This is a genomic window from Streptomyces sp. NPDC045678 (assembly GCF_056432085.1).
The window spans coordinates 1-16,468 of sequence record NZ_JBWKJS010000012.1; the positions used below are offsets into that span (position 1 = coordinate 1).

Genomic DNA, 16,468 nt, shown 5'->3' on the forward strand with positions numbered 1-16,468 from the left:
GCGCGCGGTCTGCTCCGCAGACACGACGCGCCGCCGCTACGCGGCGGGAAGCCGCGCTCCGCGCGGCAGCCGGCGACTCCGTCGCCGGCACGGGCAACTCCGTTGCCCGTGGCCCGAATCGCTCCGCGATTCGGCCTTCCGGAATTCGCTCCGCGATTTCCGGGTGAAATCCGCTCCGCGGCTTTCACTAAAAGCCGCAGCAAAAGGGAGGCTCCACACACTCGGTGACACCTCGTCAGCTCCAATTCCTCACTACCTGACGTCACGTCAGTTTACGCCGCAAATCCAACAGCCGAAACATATTCGTACTGTCCCCATTGTGATCCCAGATCCACAATCACATCCACCCACGCGTCGTCCTGGGCCGTCACATCTCCAGCCGCCCAGGCCCGGATAATGGCGTCCCATTGGCGGATATTGAGACTGCGGTACTCCAGTACTCTCTGGAACCGCCGGTCGACCTGAGACTGGTTGAACGGGTGGATCTCCACTCGGGTCCCTCCTCCGTTGTTCAGCCGGCGCAGCAGGTAGCGGGCCACGTTCTGGCGGCGTACCGCACGGTAAGCGGCCTCAATCTTCGCCAAGTTGGCCTTCGAGGGGCTACGTTTGCCCGTCAGCCAGGCATTCAGGGTGCGGTCGGTGACCGTCAGGCCCGCGTCACGCGCAGCCTGGCGGGCGTGGCCTGTGCGGGTCAGGTACTTCAACCGGGCCATCAGGCCACGTTGTTGGGTGATGGGAGTGGCAATGAATTCGGTGAGCCGGTCGAGTTGGCGGGCGACGGCTTCACTTCCTTTGATTCCTTGGGCCCCGTAATGCCCGAAATCACGTGTCCTTTCCGGCATGGGGGTTCCTTTCTGTGAGGATCTGTGGTTTACACGATACCTTAACTCCGGCTAGTTTTCTCACACTTGAGCCAATAGTGGGCGCCGCTTTTCGGTGAATTGCCGTTAGCTGTACTGCCGTTGGGTCGGCTTCTGTGGCTGCGTGCTTTCACTCATCGCTTGTCGCCGTGACACGGTGCGGCTCGTTGTGTGCTTGGTCTGTGGTACGGGAGTTGCGTGGCGCGCGGGTCCAGGTCTGTCCCGCTACGCCTTCCAAATCAGCAACCACGTCCTCATCGACGCTCCGCTGCTCCGGAGGGAGGGGCCCCCTTTCAACCGTCTCCGCGAGGACGGGCCGCACGGAGGCTTCTCTCGACTGCCGACAGCGCGAACATGTCAGCGCCACCGTGTCGGTGCGTGAGGCCATGCGCGGAGGAGCCGGCCGACAGCGGGAGAGGCCCCCACCCGATCGAGCCCTGTGCTTCCCGCCCGGCGGGGTCTCGGTGTTCCGCAACTAGGCGGTGACGGGGTATCAGTTCCCAGTGTTGCTCCCCGCCTGGCTGGGTCCCGCCTGGCATCGGGCCGGCTTCCACGCCTATGAGGAACTTCATTTGTGCAGGTCACGAGCTTACCGCAACCCGACTTCGCGGAAGGCGCCCCGCATTATCACTATTCACGACGGCCGTGCGGACAGAATCTGCAATTCGGCGCAGACTGCTGAAAGCAGATGGAGAGCGCCCATACAGTGGCAAGCGAGCGCACGGCCTCCCCCGCCCCTTCGAACTCAGCCGAGGACGTCCCGGATGAGGAGGGAGGAAATGGGGATGGGCCCGCTCGATGACGAGTCGCCAGACTGGGCGTTCTGGTCGCTGATGGTCGCGCTGATCCAGCTGCAACTGGACCTGGCCGTTCAGCTCAGCCGCCTAGTCTGACGTACTCGACCCTCGGGGGGTGCACCGCAAGGTGTGCCCCCCGCCTTCTTGTGGTTCTGGTATCGACCGTACATCTGCGATGCTCGCCGGTACCTGCGATCCAACGTAACTAGCTGGCGTGGCCCAGGCCAGGAACAGGCGTCAAGTGGGGCCCGCCTGCGCGTTCCCATGACAAACGAGATGCGAGCTGACACCATGCCCCGCGCAGACGCTCCGGCATTTACGTGTCTGACGGGTCTCGGGCATCGAAGTCGCTGTTGCCGATCAGCGTGCGGGCATGAGAACTACTTCCGCGCCCACGAGGTCCCAGCGGGCTCCGGTGACGTCCAGGCGGCCGCCGATCAGAAGCGGGCGGGCACATAGCCGAGCTGGTCAATGATGCTGAGGTCGTGGCTTTCGGGGTAGCTCTGAACGGAGCCGCTCGGGTTCAGGAGTGGTACGAGGTCGGGCCTGCATTTTATGTACTGAGAGTGACACGGGGGGGCTTATCGCGCCTGCTTGGTGCTGTCTTCTACGGCCTCGAAAATGTCCGCGTCCGTTTCCTGCTGCCACTCGGGCAGCTCGGGCCAGTCCGCGACATAGCCGGGCTTCACGTCCTCGCCGAAGTGCTTGTACATCTGCGCCGTCCAGGCCGTAGCAACGAACCGGCTCTTCTGCTCCCGCGACAGCCGCGACGCGTTGCGATCAGAGAGGTCAAGGAGCTGGGCGACTTGCGCGAAGACGGCGCCGGCCGCAGCGCGCTCCCAGTCCGGGGTGTCCTGCCACGGCGTCACGTAGGACGGCTTCGGTTCGCCGTCGAAATGTTTGTGCACTCCTGCGATCCAGGCCTCGCGGAATACCTTCGCGCCCTCGATGTCACTCACAACGCTCACCCTTCGCTGCTCAGTCAGACGTTCAGCGCACTGATCCGGGCGTTGAGTTCGGTGACCCTGCGGTCTCCGAAAAGCGCCGTGCAGGCGGTGCGCAGGTCGCCGAGTCTACGAGCCACATAGCCGGATGAGGACTCGCGGCAGATCTGGATGGCCTGATCGGCATAGCAGGTGAGTTGCTCGACGTCCCGGCGCTTGGCCCCGATCGCCGCCAGGTCGGTGAGCACCGCCGCCCGGCGCCGCACAGAGAGTCCCGGCGCAAGTCCGTCGAGCCGCAGTGCGTCCTGGAGAGCCCGTTCAGCGAGGTCCAGGCGCCCCAGCCGTACGTAGCGAGCGCCGCGCTCCTCCGCCAGGCGTGAACCGTCGAAGCGCAGCCAGCCGCCGTTGCCCGTAATTGCGCCTGCGGTGACTTCTTGAGCTTCATCCAGGGCCCGTTCACAGGCGGCCAGGCCCCCCAGGCCCGCGTGTGCTTCGGCTTGCACCGAGGCGACCCAGTGGCGTGTGGAGAGCTGCGGGTCGCCACGGCGCGCGATACGTTCAGCGGCGCTGAGTGTGGACACGGCTTGCGTGTAGCGGTTTTCGTACAGGTCGACGTAGGCCAGGCGCGTCAGTCCGCACACCCACAAATCGTACGCCTTGGAGTCCTTCGCCGCTGAGGCGGCAAGACCGTATGCGGCAGCCGCGTCGGTGTACCGGTTCTGGTCGAAGGCTAGCTCCCCGGCGAGTTGGAACAGGTCTGCGGCCGCTGTGATGAGCGAGCGGTGGTGGCAGGTCTTGCCGTCGGCGAGGTAGTCGATCAGCGCGGCCGTCTGGTCATGCACGAGTGGATACACAGCTGACTTGGCGCGCGCCATCAGGAACACCTGCCAGAGGTGATTGTTCATTGCGGTGAAGGTCCCCGCCTGAATGCCTGTTGTCTCGCTGTCGTCGGCGGCAGCTTCATCGCTCAGCGCGGAGAGGGCGCCGGTCACCGCGACCAGGCGCAGGAACTCACGTCGGATCATGTCGTCGGATACCCCCGTACTGAAGACGCCCCCCGGCGTGACCGTGGCTGGCTCCTGAGCAGCGCCTGTGCGTGTCTCGTTGATCAGGAGGTCCAGCTCGTGCAGCTCGACTCGCAGCAGCCGGGCCAGTCTGGGGCGCTGGCAGGGCTGGGGTAACGCCTTGCCGCATTCCCACCGGCCGACCGTACGTCGGTCGACGTCCAGGTCTGCGGCCAGTGCTTCCTGACTGTAGCCCAGCCGTTTGCGTCGCTCGCCCAAGGTCATCGGCCCGGCCTTTCGTCATCCGACACCTCCGCGGGGGTGCTGTACCCGTAACGCGCAAAGGTGTCCCAAGGGTGTCCCACAAACGCCGTGGCCTGCATCAATTCAGCGCGGAAAGCTGAGTGCTGTCCAAGTCGGAGCAGCTTGGCAGTCACGGCAAGGGAGCAGACGGTGACCGCAATGACCAGTGAGGACGGAGAAATCCGACCGGCAGTGATCGGCTCGGCCGACCTGGCGAAGGTGGACAACGCGATCCGTCGCGCGGAGGGCCTGGCTGTCGCCGATCCCACCAGCCTCCTCGCCGACGAGGTGGCCGCCGAACTCTGCGGCCACCTGGCCCAGCTTCTGGGGCCGGCGGAGGCCCGGTTCACGGCGATCAGCGGCATCAACCTCGCCGCGCGGCGTGCCCGTGACGTTCTGGCCGGCTCCATCCGTCACGCGCGGGCCGTGTACGAGGACCAGCAGGCGGCGGCGTTCACCGACCCGGCCGCCCGTCTGTATCTCCTCGCGGGTGCTTGCCGGCTGCTGAAGAACGCAGCGAGGCTCTCGTCGTGACCGGCTCTCGCCGGGGCAGCTACCGGGACCGGCGCCCGAACCGGTCCCGGTTGGTCGAGACCGTCATCACGTCGGGGCTCGTGATTCTCGTCGTGGCCGCGTTCTCCGTCGCCCTCATCGCCGTACTCACCACCTCGTGACAACTCCCGTGCCGGGTTTGAACACTCACCCGGGGCTTCCCCTTGAGGCGGCCCGGCACGGGACCCCAACCTCATGTCGTGAAAGGCCGCCGTCATGCATCAACTGGTCGCGAGCCCACAGCAGAGCACCTACCTGGTCGCCCGCCCCGGCACCAAGCGAGGCATCCAGTTGCCTGCCGTCCGGTACGAGGAACTGCTCCAAGCCTCCGCCACCGATACGGCCGTGCCGGGCTGGTTGACGGACATTGCCCGAACCGTGTGGGGCCTGGACCTGGCCGGGCAGTCCGTCAACGGCACTGTCCTCGGCGTGTGTCCACGCTGCGGGCGCCCGCGGACGTCGAGCTGAAGGAGGCGGGGCACCGCCTGCGTGAACACGCTCCGGCCAGGGCGCTGGCCTACTTCGCGGGAGATGCGCTCTGTCACACCGATCCGAATCCGACGAACGTGCTCGTCGACGATGGGCGGGCGTGTCTGGTCGACTGGGCCTGGGCCACGCGCGGCGCCCCGTGGCTGGACGCGGCGTGGTGGACGGTGTGGCTGATCGCCGAGGGGGGTCATACTCCCCTGACGGCCGAGCAGTGGGCCGTCCGTATCCCCGCCTTCCGCGACGCCCCGACGCTCGGCATCGACGCGTTCGCCGCCGCCCTGGAATCTGTGTGGGAAGGCATCGTCAAGGACGACCCGGATCCGTGGACCGTACGCGTTCACGCCGCCACCCGGACGTGGGCTACTCACCGCGTCCACGGCGCCTGACGGCGCAGCGTTGTTTTTCGGTGCCATGTTCGGGTTCGTGCGCACTGCGCTCGACATGGTGCCTGCCGCCGCCCACACTCGCGGCTGTGTCGGTCACAGGCCCGACTCCGCGCCGTACATCGGCAGCACGCCCGTGTCGATCTTCCATGCGTCGATGGTGACCGTGTCACCGAACGTGTAGTGCTGCCGGTTGTCGTGGCCTGCCTCACCGGTCCGCCGCGAGGGCGCCCAGTGGTGCACGGCTGTGCCGTCCCGGGGGTCCACGATCAGGTAGTGCGGGATGCCTGTGGCGGGGTAGTCGTGGAGCTTTCCTGTGTAGTCGTTGGCCGGGTTCGAGCGCGAGACGATCTCGATGACCAGATGGCTGCGGCGTGGGTCGATCGACTCGGCGTCCGAGTGCAGCAGTTTCTCGTCGATGACCACGAGGTCGGGGATGCGCAGGATGCCGAGGGCGGCGTCCTCGAGGTCGGTTTGCAGCATGAGGGCCAGGCTCTTGGCAAGCTGCGGTTCCAGCTGGACGCGGAGGCGGTGGGCGACGCGCTGGTGCTGGAGTTTGGGGCTCATCGTCATGATGAGCTGGCCGCCGCTGATCTCGGGCCAGGACGTCGGTGCGGGCTTGCCGGGGGTGTCTCGGAACTCGTGCAGGTGACGATAGGTGTCGTCGGTGGGCACGCCTGCACGCTGTATGAGGGAATCGGCGTGTGCTGGGGCGGTTGACCGCTCCCCCACCGCTGCTGTCTGGCTGGTGGCGGATGCGGTGCTTCCGGGGGGTGGTGGGGATGATGGGGCGGGTGACCGATACTTCCCGTCGTAGTGTCCTTGGCGCCCTTGGGGCGCTCACTGTTTCGGCCGTGGTTTCGCCGGCCTCTGCTGGTGCGGTTTCGGGGCGTGGTGTTCCGTTCGCGTCCGCTGCGTCGCTTGCGTCGGCTTCCGGTGCTGGTGCTGGTGCTGGTGCTGCTTCTACGAGTTCTGTGGGTGGGCCGCGCTCCTCTATGGCTTTTACCGGGGCGCCGTATGACACGGCGGCCTTCGCCCGTTCTTTTCTCGGTGAGTTGAGCGCGACGGTGTTGCCGGGGGTGCCGGTGCGTCTGGAGGTCCGGCACGGGGAGCAGCGGGTTGCCGTGCTGACCAAGGGGGCTCGTACCGTTGTGGTGGCCGGGCCGGAGCGGACGTTCATGGAGGACAAGCAGTCCTTTGTCGATGTGTTCGAGCGGCTGGTCCCCGATCCGGCGCTCCCGCCCGCCAAGCGGTTGAAGCCCGGTTGGGGGTCCTCTCCGGCCGGTGGGGCCTGGAGTGTGTATGGCGGGACGGCCGGTGACGGTGACTTTGGTGTCCATGCCAAGGGTGCGGCCACGATGGTTCTCAAGGACACGGAGGCGGGCCGCTATGCCACGTTGACGGATGATGGGATATCCGACGTCGACGTCGCCTGTGAGGGCTCTTTCGACAAGGTGCCCGTGGGTAATGCGTGTTCTTTTGCTCTGCTCTTCGGGTACCGGGGCGGGAGCGCGCACTATCGGGCGCGGCTCTCCTTCACCACGAGGGGGGAGGTTGATCTGCGTGTGGAGAAGGTGGCGGACTCCAGGACGGTGGTGCTGGCCGAGGCGGGGCCGCTTGCCACGGGGGTGCGGGCCGGTGAGGTGTGGCGGATCCGGGTGCGGCGTGCGGGGGCGAAGGCGATGGTCACGGCGTGGCCTGCGGCCGGTGTGGAGCCTGCGCGGCCGACTGCGGAGGTCGAGGATTTCGAGGTGGGGCTTGGTAGTGGGCGGGTGGGTGTTCGTGGGTTCGCCTCTCCTGGTTGTACGAGTCTGCCCGTCACCTTGACCGTGCGTCGTTTCGAGGTGGCCGCGGCCGCGTGGGCGGTGCCGCCTTCGGTTGCTCATCGGGACTGGGTGCGGGTTTTGGATGCGCCGTTCGACGGTGAGTGGACGCCTGCGGTGGAGGCCGTCGTGCGTGGCTGGGCCGGTTCGATGGCGCCGGATGTCTTGTCGTACGCGATGATGTTCCTGCCCGGTGCCCCGCCGGTTCGGGGTGCGGATGCGCGGGTGGCGGGCGCGGATGTGCTGGGTGAGGCGGGGTATGGCGAGCCCGACAGTCAGGGGTTGCTGCCGGTCGGTGCGGACTTTCACGACTACATGCAACGGTCGTGGGCTTTCCCGGACGGGACCCGCGGGCCGGAGGAGGGTCAGCGCCGGAACCTGGACTGCTCGGGGTATGTGCGGATGGTCTTCGGGTTTCACATGGGTGTGGGCATGGTGGCGGTGAAGGATCCGGAGAAGAGGGCGCTGCCGCGTAAGTCGGGTGCGATGGTGGACTTCGCGCCGGGTGTCCGCGTCGCCCAGCGGGCGGGTGGTGGCGGTTCGGGGCTGGATCTGGGGCAGTTGCAGCCGGGTGACCTGGTGTTGTTCGACGTCCATGACACGGCGGGGGATCCTGCGGATCCGGAAGCGTATGACGTCGACCATGTGGGGATCTATCTCGGTCTCGACCGGGCGGGCAAGCGGCGTTTCCTCTCCAGCCGCAAGAGCGCCGACGGGCCGACCATGGCCGACGTCTCGGGTGCGTCCCTTCTGGACGGGCCGGGGGTGTACGCGGACTCCTTGCATACCGTCCACCGCGTGTGAGGGGTGTTGCGCCGGGAGGGTGGTGGGTGTGGGCGGTGCGGGTCGTGGAGGGGGTCAGGGGCGGGCTCTCTCGTCGGCGTGGTCCTGGGCCTCCAGGACGCGGTGGCCGTGTTCCGCCGACCAGGCTCCCATCGCGCGGATCGGGACCATGAAGCTGTGGCCCAGGTCGGTCAGTTCGTACTCGACGCGTGGAGGTGCCTGTGCGTAGGCCCGGCGTGTGAGGAGGCCGTCGTACTCCAGGCGGCGCAGCGTCTCGTTGAGTACCTTGGCGCTGATTCCGCCGATGGCCGTGCGCAGGTGCCCGGGGCGCATCGGGCCGTCCGCGAGTGCGAACAGGACCACGCTGTTCCAGCGGTTGGTCAGCAGGTCGAAGCCCACACGTGCCCGGCAGTCCGCCAGATACTCGCCGTTGCTTGCCATCACGCTCTCCATCATGGTCCCGCCTTGGGGAACCGAACGGTTCCTTTCGGCGGGCCTAGGTTCACCTGAACGAGCCGGCAGGTCAAGGAGCCTGTGGGCAGGCTGAGGGGGTTGCTGTGCGGATCGGGATTCTGGGTGCGGGTGCCATGGCCGAGGCTCTTGGCGCGGGGTGGGCGAAGGCCGGGCACGACCTGGTGGTCGCGGCGCGTGACGTGGACAAGGCGGCGGATCTCGCGGTCCGGCTCGGGGGCCGCGCGGGTACTTTCGCCGAGGCCGCCGCGTACGGGGACGTGGTGCTCGCCGCGCTTGCGCACACCGCGATGCTCGACGTGGTCGCGCCGTTGGCCGGTGTGCTCGCGGGGCGGGCTTTGATCGACTGCTCGAATCCGGTCGTGCCGGGGCCGGGCGGGCTCATGCTCAGCACCGACGGCGGGCCGTCCGCGGCGCGCCGGATCGCGGACGCGGTGCCAAAGGCGCATGTGGTCAAGGCGTTCAACGTGTGTGCCGCCGGTGTGTGGGCCCGGTGTCCGGGCGGTCTGGCGGTGCCGCTGTGCGGGGATGACGCCGGCGCTGTGGATCTGGTGCGGGTGCTGGTGCGGGACTTGGGGGCGGTTCCGCTGGATGCGGGCGGTCTGGACCGGGCCGGTTACGTGGAAGCCACCGCCGCGTTTGTGATCGGGGTGTGGTTCGCCGGTGGTGACCCGCGCACGGTGCTGCCGCTCGTGGAGCACGCGCAGGGCTGATCCCGGGGGGGGGATCGAGGGGATTCCGTGGGGGGCGGTCCCCGAGGGAGGGTCCCTCCCCCCTTCGGGGGTGATCGGGGGTCGAGGCTGGGGTCAGTCGCGGTGGAAGTGTGAGCCGAGGAGGTAGGTGGCGGTCAGTGCGACGGCCCGGTCCTCGTCGTGCGACAGCTGTGCCAGGGCCTGGGTGGCTGTCGTTCCCGGGATGTCCGCGAGTGCTTGGGTCAGGCGTCCGCGTGCGGGGGGTTGGGTGGTGGGGTGGGTGAGGCGGTCGACGAGGTGGGTGGCGATCCGGTCGGCTGTGGTGGTGTCGCTGCTCGCCAGGTGGCTCAGGGCGTCGGCCGCGTCGGTGTCGTTTCTGCCCGCGACGATCATGTCGATGAGCGTCGGGATCGCTGTGGTCTCGCCGCGTGTTCCCAGTGCCAGGGCCGCGTGCCCGCGGACCTCGTCGTCGGGGTCGGTGAGGGCGTGGTGCAGGTGGGTGGTGGTCGCGTCGCCGGGCATTTTGGCCAGGGCCTGGACGGCGCGTACGCGTACCGCGGGCAGGGGTGAGTCAAGGCCCTTGGCCAGGAGTGCCGGTGCGTCGTCGGGTGTTTGCGCCAGTGCCCAGCGCAGGGTGCCGGCGACGTTCGGCTGCGTTTCGCTCAGGGCTGCCTCGACCAGGGCCTCCACCGGCACGGGGGTTCCGTGGGCGGTGGAGAGGGCCGCGCGCTGGCGGGTGCCGGCGTGGTGCGATCCCAGTGCCTGCAGGAGCGCGACGACCTTGAGGACGTCGTGCCAGTCGGTGGGGTCGGCGGCGTCGATGCGGCGCAGCCGGGTGAGCAGTTCGGTTTCGGTGGCGATGCGGTCGTGTGTCTGGCGGATGAGGTCGCCGACGAGGGCTGCGGGGGTGAAGTCGGGGTCGTCGAGCGCGCGGCCGAGGTCGCGCAGGGACAGGCCCAGTGAGCGCAGGCTTTCGATGTGGAAGATCCGCTGGATGTCTGGTGCGGAGTACTCGCGGTAGCCGGAGTCGGTTCGCTGCGAGGGTTGGACCAGGCCGAGGGATTCGTAGTGCCGGAGCATGCGGGCACTGACTCCGGACCGTTTTGCCACCTCGCCGATCAGCACGGTGCCTATTCTCGCCGGTCCTGCGGCCGTCCCTGCCCGTCCGGTGGGGGTGCTTGCCCGGCCTGCGGGGTGTCTTGCCCGTTCTGCGGGGTGCCGGTGAGGGCCGCGGTGCGTTTGGCTTCCTCGATGGCCAGGGTGAATCCGGCGTCCGGGTCGTGCAGCAGGCGTTGGGTGGCCAGGGCGTGGGCTCGTATGTCGGGGTTCTGGGTCCTGGTCGCCTCGTGGAGGATGGGTTCGATGATGTCGCCCAGGGCGACCAGTGCCTGGCTGAGGCTCAGCTGGGTGGCCCGCTCGCCGCGTCCGAGCTGGGTCGCCAGGGTGGCGGCCAGGGGGGTTACGTCGTCTTCCGGTACGAGGACGACCGCGGCGCGCCAGGCGCTGCGTGCGACCTCGTCGTCGGTGTCGGTCAGCAGGTCCGGTGTGATGGCCGGCCAGGCCCGCGGGTCGGCGATCTTGGACAGGGTGTGCAGGGCCTGGCTGCGTGCCTGGGGGTGTTGCGAGCGGACTTCTTGGAGCAGTGGGGGGAGTGTCAGGGACACGGGGTGGCGGGTGAGTGCCCAGGTCAGCATGTCGCGGACGAAGAACTCGGGTTCGGTGGCGCTTCGTTGGAGAAGTGCGTCGACGTAGCGCGGGTGGGGGGTTGTGCCGGTTGCCAGGGCGGCTCGTAGGCGTATGGACGAGTTGTTGTCCTGGAGTGCCTGGAGTGCTCGTGTCGGGTCTGGGGTGTGGGGTGTCGTGGTCATCGGCCCGCCTCTCTCTGGGAGGCAGTGGACACCTTGTCACCGTGTCAAGGTCAAGCGGGGGCGGCTGCCTGGTCTTTTGAGGTCGCGTGGGCCGTGCGGTAGTACTCCGGGGACCGTTCGGGTGGAGAGGGGGTGCTGTGCCGTTACCCGGGGCTGCTGCCGCGGCAGGTGACATAGCGACAGTAACTGCATATTCCAGGAGGAATATACTCATGCGTGTTCGCTCGACCATCCTCGCCGCCGCCCTCACCGTGTCCGTCCTGGCCGTCGGGGCCGGCGCGGCCGTCGCCGACGAGGACTACGACGCCCCGCACCACGAGCTGGGCTACAACCACAAGGGGTTCGCCGGTACGTACGACAGCGTCGGCGGTCCGCTCGGCATCGTCTGGTCCCAGGCGGCGGGCTACGGCCACGAGGGCGTGGGCCACGAGCCCGGCGCCGGGCGCTGACGTACGCGCTCGGGATCCGCACAGGCGCGGTGGTGAGGTGGGGTTCATCCCTCCTCGCCACCGCGTTCTGTCTTGGGCGGCGGCGCGTCGGCCACGCCGGCGGCGGCCTCCGGTGGCGCTGGTTGGGGTCCTGTGCCGTGGTCGTGTGGCGGGCGGGGGCGGGCTCCGTCGTGGCGGGGGAATCACGCGGATGAGCGATGTCCTGCCGGCGGCCTCATTCGTTGAGTGATCGTTGATCTTGTGCAGCGGCTGAGCCGCGGCAAGACGGCGTGGATCTCCGGAGCGTTCCGCTCCGGCGCGAGAAGAGGAGAACTTTGTGCGTCGGATGAGTATGGCCCTGGCCCTGGCTGTGGCGGCTGCCGGGCTCGGTGCGTCGGCAGCCAGTGCCCAGGCATCGTCTTCAGCTCTTGTGCAGGGCCCCCCGTTCCCTTACCAGGACTGCCTCAAGGCGACCAAGGACAAGGGCGAGAGCCCGTCTCAAGGCCGGTGGCACTGTGACCAGCTGGTCAAGAAGGGGTGGGTCCTTTCGCCGAACAGGTGACCTGCTCCTGCGGGGGGCCGTCTTCGCCGGCGGCCCCCCGCAGCCGTACAGGGGCCGGGGTGGTGGAGGCGCGGATCCACTGCAGGCACGGCTCGGCGCCGGAGACGATCGGCGTGGCGCACACCTCGGGGTTCGTCCAGGGGTGGTGGTCGAGGAGGTGCCTTTCCAGCACGGGGTACCGCTCGGTGGTGGTCTTGAGGAGCAGTTGCCACTCCTCGCCGGTACCGAACTCGCCGTTGTGCCAGAACACGGAGGTCACGGGGCCGATGATCTGCGCGCCCGCGGCGAGGCGATCGCGTACGGCGACTCGCGCCAGCTCGACGGCCTGCTCGCGGTGTTCGGTCGCGGTGGACACCTGGACGTAGTCAGCCATGCCGGTGAGCGTAACCACGTGCGGAGACGGGCCGACGGCAGGGTGCACCCCACCGTGGCGCCGCGGGTCGAGTACACCCTCGCCGGGCCGGGGCTTGCGCACCGCGGCCGATGCCCTCTGCGGATGGGCCCGCCGGCACCCTGCTCACATCGGGCGTGCTCGCGGCCGTTTCGACGCCTGCCGGGCACGCGCGGGGTTAGAGCCTGTCTTTGAACCCCCGTCGTTCGCGCAGAGCGCGGGCGCAGCGGCGTCCGGTGCGTGCGATCGGTGTGCGGCGTTCCAGGTCATGTGGCGGAGCCACCTGTCCCGGGGCGCCGTTCACCATGGGGGTCCCCCCTGCTCGAGCGCAGCCGAGAGCTTGGGGGAGTGCGTGCCGGGCGTCGGGGCGCAGGCGGGGGTTCGAAGACAGGCTCTTAACCCGGAAAAGCCGCGTGCGGGGGCGCAGCGGCTCGGGGTGCGGCAGGGGCTTGGTGGGACGGCCGTGTTCCCCCGTGGCACGGCCGTCCCACCGGTATGGGGCCGGCTCTCGTCGAAGGGCCGGGGCGGGGCTGCTCGAGGTCCAGGGTGGCGTAGGGGGGTGATCGAGGTCGACGTGTTTTGGGCTAGCCCGAATAACGACATCTTGATCAGGCTCTGCGCATGCCGCTGCGTATCCACTTCACCGCCGCCGATCTGGCCCGTACCCGGCTGGCCGAGGGGCCCCGTCCGATGCTGGAGCTGGACATCGCGGTGCGGCTGCTGCAGGACGGCGCTCATGCGGCGCAGTTCGGGGCGTGGCGGCGGGAGTCGCTGCGGCGGCTGCCGCCCGGGGTGCGGCGGCTGTTCGATCTGATTCCGCCGACCGGCTGGAGCGTCGATTTCCTCGATCATGCGGGGGCGGGCAGTATCGACGAGGCGGTGGAGCGGGTGCGGGCCACGCCCGCCGCGCGGGTCCGCGCGGACATGGAGAGGTGGGCGGGGCGCGGCCAGGGGCGGGTGGTGCCGGCGTGGACGCGGGCGCTGGGGGGTGATGGGCGGCTGCTGGGGGAGCTCGCCGATGCGGTGGCGTGTGCGCACCGGGAGGTCGTCGCGCCGTATCAGGAGCACATGGATGTGCTCAGCCGGGCGGATCGGGCGCTGCGGGCCCGTCAGGTGGCGCACGGCGGGCTGGACATGCTGCTGCCGGGGCTGAACCCGCGCTGTATCCGGTGGGATTCGCCGGTGCTCGAGCTGACGATGGCATCCGGGTTCAGCGGGGACATTCATCTTGCGGGCCGGGGACTGCTGTTGATTCCGTCGGTGTTCGGGGCGGTGTTTCCGGCCTTCGATGAAACGGCTGAGCCTCAGCCGTGGCTGACCTATCCTGTCGGTGTACGTGCCACGGACCTTTTTCTGCCGTCGGTGGAGACGGCTCGGGTGCTCAGTACGGTCCCCGATTCCCTGACGGCTCTGCTGGGGCATACGCGTGCCGTGGTGCTGTGGACCATTGCCGAGCATCCGGGCTGTACGACCGGTGAGCTCGCCCGTCGTGCGGGGATCTCGCCGGCGAGTGCGAGTCAGCATGCGACGGTGCTTCGTACCGCCGGCCTCTCGCACACCGTGCGGCACCGCAATACCGCTTTGCACACCGCTACTTACGCAGGGACCCATTTGCTCAGTACCGCGGGGTGAGGGTGGTGCGTGGCTGAATGTGGGGGTGGGCGGGCGGGGCGGTGCGGGGGCGGGCCGGGTGGGGGCGGGCGCGGGGGGGTGCGGGGGGTTCGGCCGGTGGGCGGTGGCTTGGGGTGTGCGGTGGTGCGGGGGCGGCCCTGGGGGTGTCGGGGCTGGTCTCGGGCGGCTTGGGGGGGGCGGTGGGGGCGGGGGTGGGGGTGTGGGTGAGGTGGCTTGTGTCGGTCCGGTCCGGTGATCGCTGGTGGATTCTGTTGCCGGGGACCTTCTCCGGAAAAAACGGGCATAACGCAATTGCATGAAATCCCGGAGAGTTCTCTGTTCGTGGCGGAATCTCATGATACTCTCGCCGCGTTATGCGCTTCGGTCCGGGGGAGGAGAAGCAGCGTGATGATCGGAATGCCAGGGGAGGCCACCCCTGGGGGGGAACTTCCTAAAGATCAGTTCTGTCGGCCCGTCGGGCCCGACCACTCGACCGAAGTTTCTGCTTCAATCATCAGGATTCCGATCACCTTGCTCCATGACGCGGATTCCCCTCGTCTCGCCGGTGTCGACCAGGATCATGTACGCACTCTGGCGGCCTGCACCGATAAACTTCCGCCGATCATCGTGCACCGTTCGACGATGAAGGTCATCGACGGAATGCACCGGCTGCACGTGGCGCGCCTGAAAGGCGAGGAAACCATTGAGGTCCGCTACTTCGAGGGATCGAACCGGGAAGCGTTCCTCTTAGCCGTCGAGCTGAACCTGAAGCACGGCCTGGCGTTGGCTCTCTCCGACCGCAAGAAGTCGGCGATGAAGATCCTGGAGAGTTTCCCCGAGTGGTCGGACCGGGCGGTGGCCGTGAAGACCGGCCTTTCCGGCAAGACCGTCGGGGTGCTGCGCCGTAAATTCGCGGGACAAATCGCCCAGGCTCCGCTGAGAGTCGGACGTGACGGCCGCGTACGGCCGCTGAATTCCCACAAGGACCGCCAGAAGAACGCTCATATTCTGCCCGCGGAGCCGGACATCGCCCGGCGCGAGAGCACCGAGGCCACCGGGATGCCCTCACCGGCGGCCCGGGAGGCGCAGAAACGGTTGCGCAGCGCCGAGGAGGGGCCCCTTGCCGGCGCGGAGGCCAGGAGCCGGGCGCCGCACGGCCTCGAGGCGGCCCTGCCGCTCATGGACCCCCTCGCCCAGCTCGAGTCGCTGAAGCGGGACCCCGCCCTGAAGTACAGCAACGACGGCCGGGAGATGATCCGCTGGCTCGAGGCCCGCATCATCCGCAAGAGCGACCCCGGCCTGGCCCTGCAGGCCCCCGCCCACCAGGCGAGGAAGATCGCCGCCCTGGCCCGGGCGTGCGCGGCGCAGTGGAACTGCATCGCCACGCGCATGGAGCTCCTGTGCGACGACTGCTCCAAGGCGTCCAACTGAGGCACCCGGCCGGGCGTTCGGCCGGGGCGTCCAACTGAGGAAATTCCGCAGTCGGCCCCGCGCTGCGGGCCGGGGCCGGACGATGTGGGCGGCATCCCTCCGCGAAGAACGTGTGCTGCGCGGAGATCCGCAGATGCCGCCGACTCCACCGCGTACGGGCCCGCTCAGCTCGCGTAGCGGTCGAACGTGGAGGAGGGCCGGGGGCCTGCGATCACGTCCAGTCGCGGGTCGACCGCGAGAATCGCCTGATGAAGCCGCTGCAACTGCGGCGACGGCTCCACCCCCAGGTCCTCGATGAGACGGGCCCGCAGCCGCTGGTAGACGTCCAGGGCCGAGGCCTGGCGTCCCGAGCGGTACAGCGCCACCATCGCCTGCGCGTGCAGGCCCTCGTGCCGGGGGTGCCGGGCGATCAGGTCGCTCAGCTCGGCCAGGAACTCGCAGTGCCGGCCCAGGCGCAGCTCGGCGTCGATGCGCCGCTCCAGGGTGACCAGGCGGCTCTCCTCCAGGCGGGTGGCCTCGATCTCCAGGACGCAGCCCATGCGCACGTCGACCAGCGCGGCCCCGTCCCACAGCTCCAGGGCCCGCCCGAAGAGCGTGGCCGCCGCCCGGTCGTCGCCGCTGTCGAAGGCGCGCTGGCCGCCGGCCACCAGGCGGTCGTACTCGTGCACGTCGACCTGTTCGGGCGGGATCTGCAGGAGATAGCCGCCGTACCGGGTCACCAGGACGTCCTTGGCGCTGCCCGCGGCGTCCGGCCCCATGGCCGTGCCCAGGCGCCGGCGCAGCTGGAGGATGTAGGTCTGCAGGGTCGTCATCGCGCTCGCGGGCAGGTCGACCCCCCAGATCTCCTCCATGAGCGTCGAGATCGGCACGACCCTTCTGGGGTAGAGGGCTAAAAGCGCCAGGATCTGCCGGGGCTTGCTTGCGGTTGGCACAACATTCACACCGTTAACATCGGCACCAAGCGGGCCGAGGACTTTTACCCTCACAGATTCCTCCTAGAATCCGGCGGCTTCGCGTTTGCGAGCCGGCACCGAATCTGATCTGCAGCGCATGTTGCATGGCAGACTCCACAGCCT

At 68.6% G+C, this 16,468-nt stretch carries 17 protein-coding genes and 1 pseudogene; 9 read left to right on the top strand and 9 right to left on the bottom strand.

What is annotated here, in order from left to right:
• Window positions 1-272: 272 nt before the first annotated feature.
• The 3 genes from AC07DO_RS34365 to AC07DO_RS34375 all read right to left on the bottom strand — a co-directional run bounded on the left by AC07DO_RS34365 (window position 273) and on the right by AC07DO_RS34375 (window position 3,890).
• On the bottom strand, window positions 273-842 hold the full coding sequence (locus tag AC07DO_RS34365) for a helix-turn-helix domain-containing protein (protein WP_479065433.1): 570 nt from the start codon (window positions 840-842) through the stop codon (window positions 273-275).
• A gap of 1,396 nt (window positions 843-2,238) precedes the next feature.
• Complete coding sequence (locus AC07DO_RS34370) at window positions 2,239-2,616, bottom strand: hypothetical protein (RefSeq protein ID WP_479065435.1); 378 nt, start codon at window positions 2,614-2,616, stop codon at window positions 2,239-2,241.
• A gap of 23 nt (window positions 2,617-2,639) precedes the next feature.
• Complete coding sequence (locus AC07DO_RS34375) at window positions 2,640-3,890, bottom strand: helix-turn-helix transcriptional regulator (protein WP_479065437.1); 1,251 nt, start codon at window positions 3,888-3,890, stop codon at window positions 2,640-2,642.
• Window positions 3,891-4,067: 177 nt separating this feature from the next.
• On the opposite strand from AC07DO_RS34375, the gene AC07DO_RS34380 reads away from it, so the two are divergent.
• The 4 genes from AC07DO_RS34380 to AC07DO_RS34395 all read left to right on the top strand — a co-directional run bounded on the left by AC07DO_RS34380 (window position 4,068) and on the right by AC07DO_RS34395 (window position 5,335).
• Window positions 4,068-4,442: a hypothetical protein gene (locus tag AC07DO_RS34380; RefSeq protein ID WP_479065439.1), complete on the top strand. Its 375-nt coding sequence runs from the start codon at window positions 4,068-4,070 to the stop codon at window positions 4,440-4,442.
• Entirely contained in the window at window positions 4,439-4,582 is a 144-nt protein-coding gene (locus AC07DO_RS34385) for a hypothetical protein (protein ID WP_479065441.1), read from the top strand. Before AC07DO_RS34380 ends, AC07DO_RS34385 begins: the two co-directional genes overlap by 4 nt.
• Before the next feature lie 94 nt (window positions 4,583-4,676).
• Window positions 4,677-4,928, top strand: a complete 252-nt coding sequence (locus tag AC07DO_RS34390; protein WP_479065443.1) for a hypothetical protein — start codon at window positions 4,677-4,679, stop codon at window positions 4,926-4,928.
• Window positions 4,892-5,335 carry a phosphotransferase family protein gene (locus tag AC07DO_RS34395; protein ID WP_479065445.1) on the top strand — a complete coding sequence of 148 codons (444 nt, stop codon included), beginning with the start codon at window positions 4,892-4,894 and terminating at the stop codon, window positions 5,333-5,335. The genes AC07DO_RS34390 and AC07DO_RS34395 overlap by 37 nt, the downstream gene beginning before the upstream one ends.
• Before the next feature lie 93 nt (window positions 5,336-5,428).
• On the opposite strand, the gene AC07DO_RS34400 is transcribed toward AC07DO_RS34395, so the two are convergent.
• Entirely contained in the window at window positions 5,429-6,007 is a 579-nt protein-coding gene (locus AC07DO_RS34400; protein WP_479065447.1) for a Uma2 family endonuclease, read from the bottom strand.
• 320 nt (window positions 6,008-6,327) lie between these two features.
• Here AC07DO_RS34400 and AC07DO_RS34405 point away from each other — a divergent pair, with 320 nt between their 5' ends.
• Complete coding sequence (locus AC07DO_RS34405; RefSeq protein WP_479065448.1) at window positions 6,328-7,959, top strand: NlpC/P60 family protein; 1,632 nt, start codon at window positions 6,328-6,330, stop codon at window positions 7,957-7,959.
• A gap of 54 nt (window positions 7,960-8,013) precedes the next feature.
• On the opposite strand, the gene AC07DO_RS34410 is transcribed toward AC07DO_RS34405, so the two are convergent.
• Window positions 8,014-8,379: a winged helix-turn-helix transcriptional regulator gene (locus AC07DO_RS34410; RefSeq protein WP_479065450.1), complete on the bottom strand. Its 366-nt coding sequence runs from the start codon at window positions 8,377-8,379 to the stop codon at window positions 8,014-8,016.
• A 116-nt stretch (window positions 8,380-8,495) separates the two neighbouring features.
• On the opposite strand from AC07DO_RS34410, the gene AC07DO_RS34415 reads away from it, so the two are divergent.
• The gene (locus AC07DO_RS34415) at window positions 8,496-9,122 is read left to right on the top strand and encodes an NADPH-dependent F420 reductase (RefSeq protein ID WP_479065452.1); all 627 of its coding nucleotides are present in this window, start codon (window positions 8,496-8,498) and stop codon (window positions 9,120-9,122) included.
• Window positions 9,123-9,215: 93 nt separating this feature from the next.
• Here AC07DO_RS34415 and AC07DO_RS34420 read toward each other — a convergent pair whose 3' ends face one another.
• Together AC07DO_RS34420 and AC07DO_RS34425 are read right to left on the bottom strand one after the other, a co-directional pair.
• The gene (locus AC07DO_RS34420; protein ID WP_479065453.1) at window positions 9,216-10,226 is read right to left on the bottom strand and encodes a HEAT repeat domain-containing protein; all 1,011 of its coding nucleotides are present in this window, start codon (window positions 10,224-10,226) and stop codon (window positions 9,216-9,218) included.
• A 5-nt stretch (window positions 10,227-10,231) separates the two neighbouring features.
• Window positions 10,232-10,969 carry a HEAT repeat domain-containing protein gene (locus AC07DO_RS34425; protein ID WP_479065455.1) on the bottom strand — a complete coding sequence of 246 codons (738 nt, stop codon included), beginning with the start codon at window positions 10,967-10,969 and terminating at the stop codon, window positions 10,232-10,234.
• A 212-nt stretch (window positions 10,970-11,181) separates the two neighbouring features.
• Here AC07DO_RS34425 and AC07DO_RS34430 point away from each other — a divergent pair, with 212 nt between their 5' ends.
• Complete coding sequence (locus tag AC07DO_RS34430; RefSeq protein ID WP_479065457.1) at window positions 11,182-11,418, top strand: hypothetical protein; 237 nt, start codon at window positions 11,182-11,184, stop codon at window positions 11,416-11,418.
• Between the two features lie 596 nt (window positions 11,419-12,014).
• Here the strand turns inward: AC07DO_RS34430 and cutA are convergent.
• Window positions 12,015-12,332, bottom strand: a pseudogene (gene cutA / locus AC07DO_RS34435) (divalent-cation tolerance protein CutA); the annotation flags it as partial.
• A gap of 639 nt (window positions 12,333-12,971) precedes the next feature.
• Here cutA and AC07DO_RS34440 point away from each other — a divergent pair.
• Entirely contained in the window at window positions 12,972-13,982 is a 1,011-nt protein-coding gene (locus AC07DO_RS34440) for a winged helix-turn-helix domain-containing protein (protein WP_479065459.1), read from the top strand.
• Window positions 13,983-14,366: 384 nt separating this feature from the next.
• Window positions 14,367-15,392 (top strand): ParB/RepB/Spo0J family partition protein, encoded by a 1,026-nt coding sequence (locus AC07DO_RS34445; RefSeq protein ID WP_479065461.1) that lies wholly within the window; start codon window positions 14,367-14,369, stop codon window positions 15,390-15,392.
• A gap of 164 nt (window positions 15,393-15,556) precedes the next feature.
• On the opposite strand, the gene AC07DO_RS34450 is transcribed toward AC07DO_RS34445, so the two are convergent.
• Window positions 15,557-16,378 carry an AfsR/SARP family transcriptional regulator gene (locus AC07DO_RS34450; protein WP_479065463.1) on the bottom strand — a complete coding sequence of 274 codons (822 nt, stop codon included), beginning with the start codon at window positions 16,376-16,378 and terminating at the stop codon, window positions 15,557-15,559.
• Window positions 16,379-16,468 lie beyond the last annotated feature (90 nt).

Bases quoted from the DNA above. Each gene is read 5' to 3' on its own strand.
- AC07DO_RS34365 (WP_479065433.1), bottom strand. From the start codon at position 842: ATGCCGGAAAGGACACGTGATTTCGGGCATTACGGGGCCCAAGGAATC.
- AC07DO_RS34375 (WP_479065437.1), bottom strand. From the start codon at position 3,890: ATGACCTTGGGCGAGCGACGCAAACGGCTGGGCTACAGTCAGGAAGCA.
- AC07DO_RS34380 (WP_479065439.1), top strand. From the start codon at position 4,068: ATGACCAGTGAGGACGGAGAAATCCGACCGGCAGTGATCGGCTCGGCC.
- AC07DO_RS34390 (WP_479065443.1), top strand. From the start codon at position 4,677: ATGCATCAACTGGTCGCGAGCCCACAGCAGAGCACCTACCTGGTCGCC.
- AC07DO_RS34405 (WP_479065448.1), top strand. From the start codon at position 6,328: ATGGCTTTTACCGGGGCGCCGTATGACACGGCGGCCTTCGCCCGTTCT.
- AC07DO_RS34410 (WP_479065450.1), bottom strand. From the start codon at position 8,379: ATGGCAAGCAACGGCGAGTATCTGGCGGACTGCCGGGCACGTGTGGGC.
- AC07DO_RS34425 (WP_479065455.1), bottom strand. From the start codon at position 10,969: ATGACCACGACACCCCACACCCCAGACCCGACACGAGCACTCCAGGCA.
- AC07DO_RS34430 (WP_479065457.1), top strand. From the start codon at position 11,182: ATGCGTGTTCGCTCGACCATCCTCGCCGCCGCCCTCACCGTGTCCGTC.
- AC07DO_RS34440 (WP_479065459.1), top strand. From the start codon at position 12,972: ATGCCGCTGCGTATCCACTTCACCGCCGCCGATCTGGCCCGTACCCGG.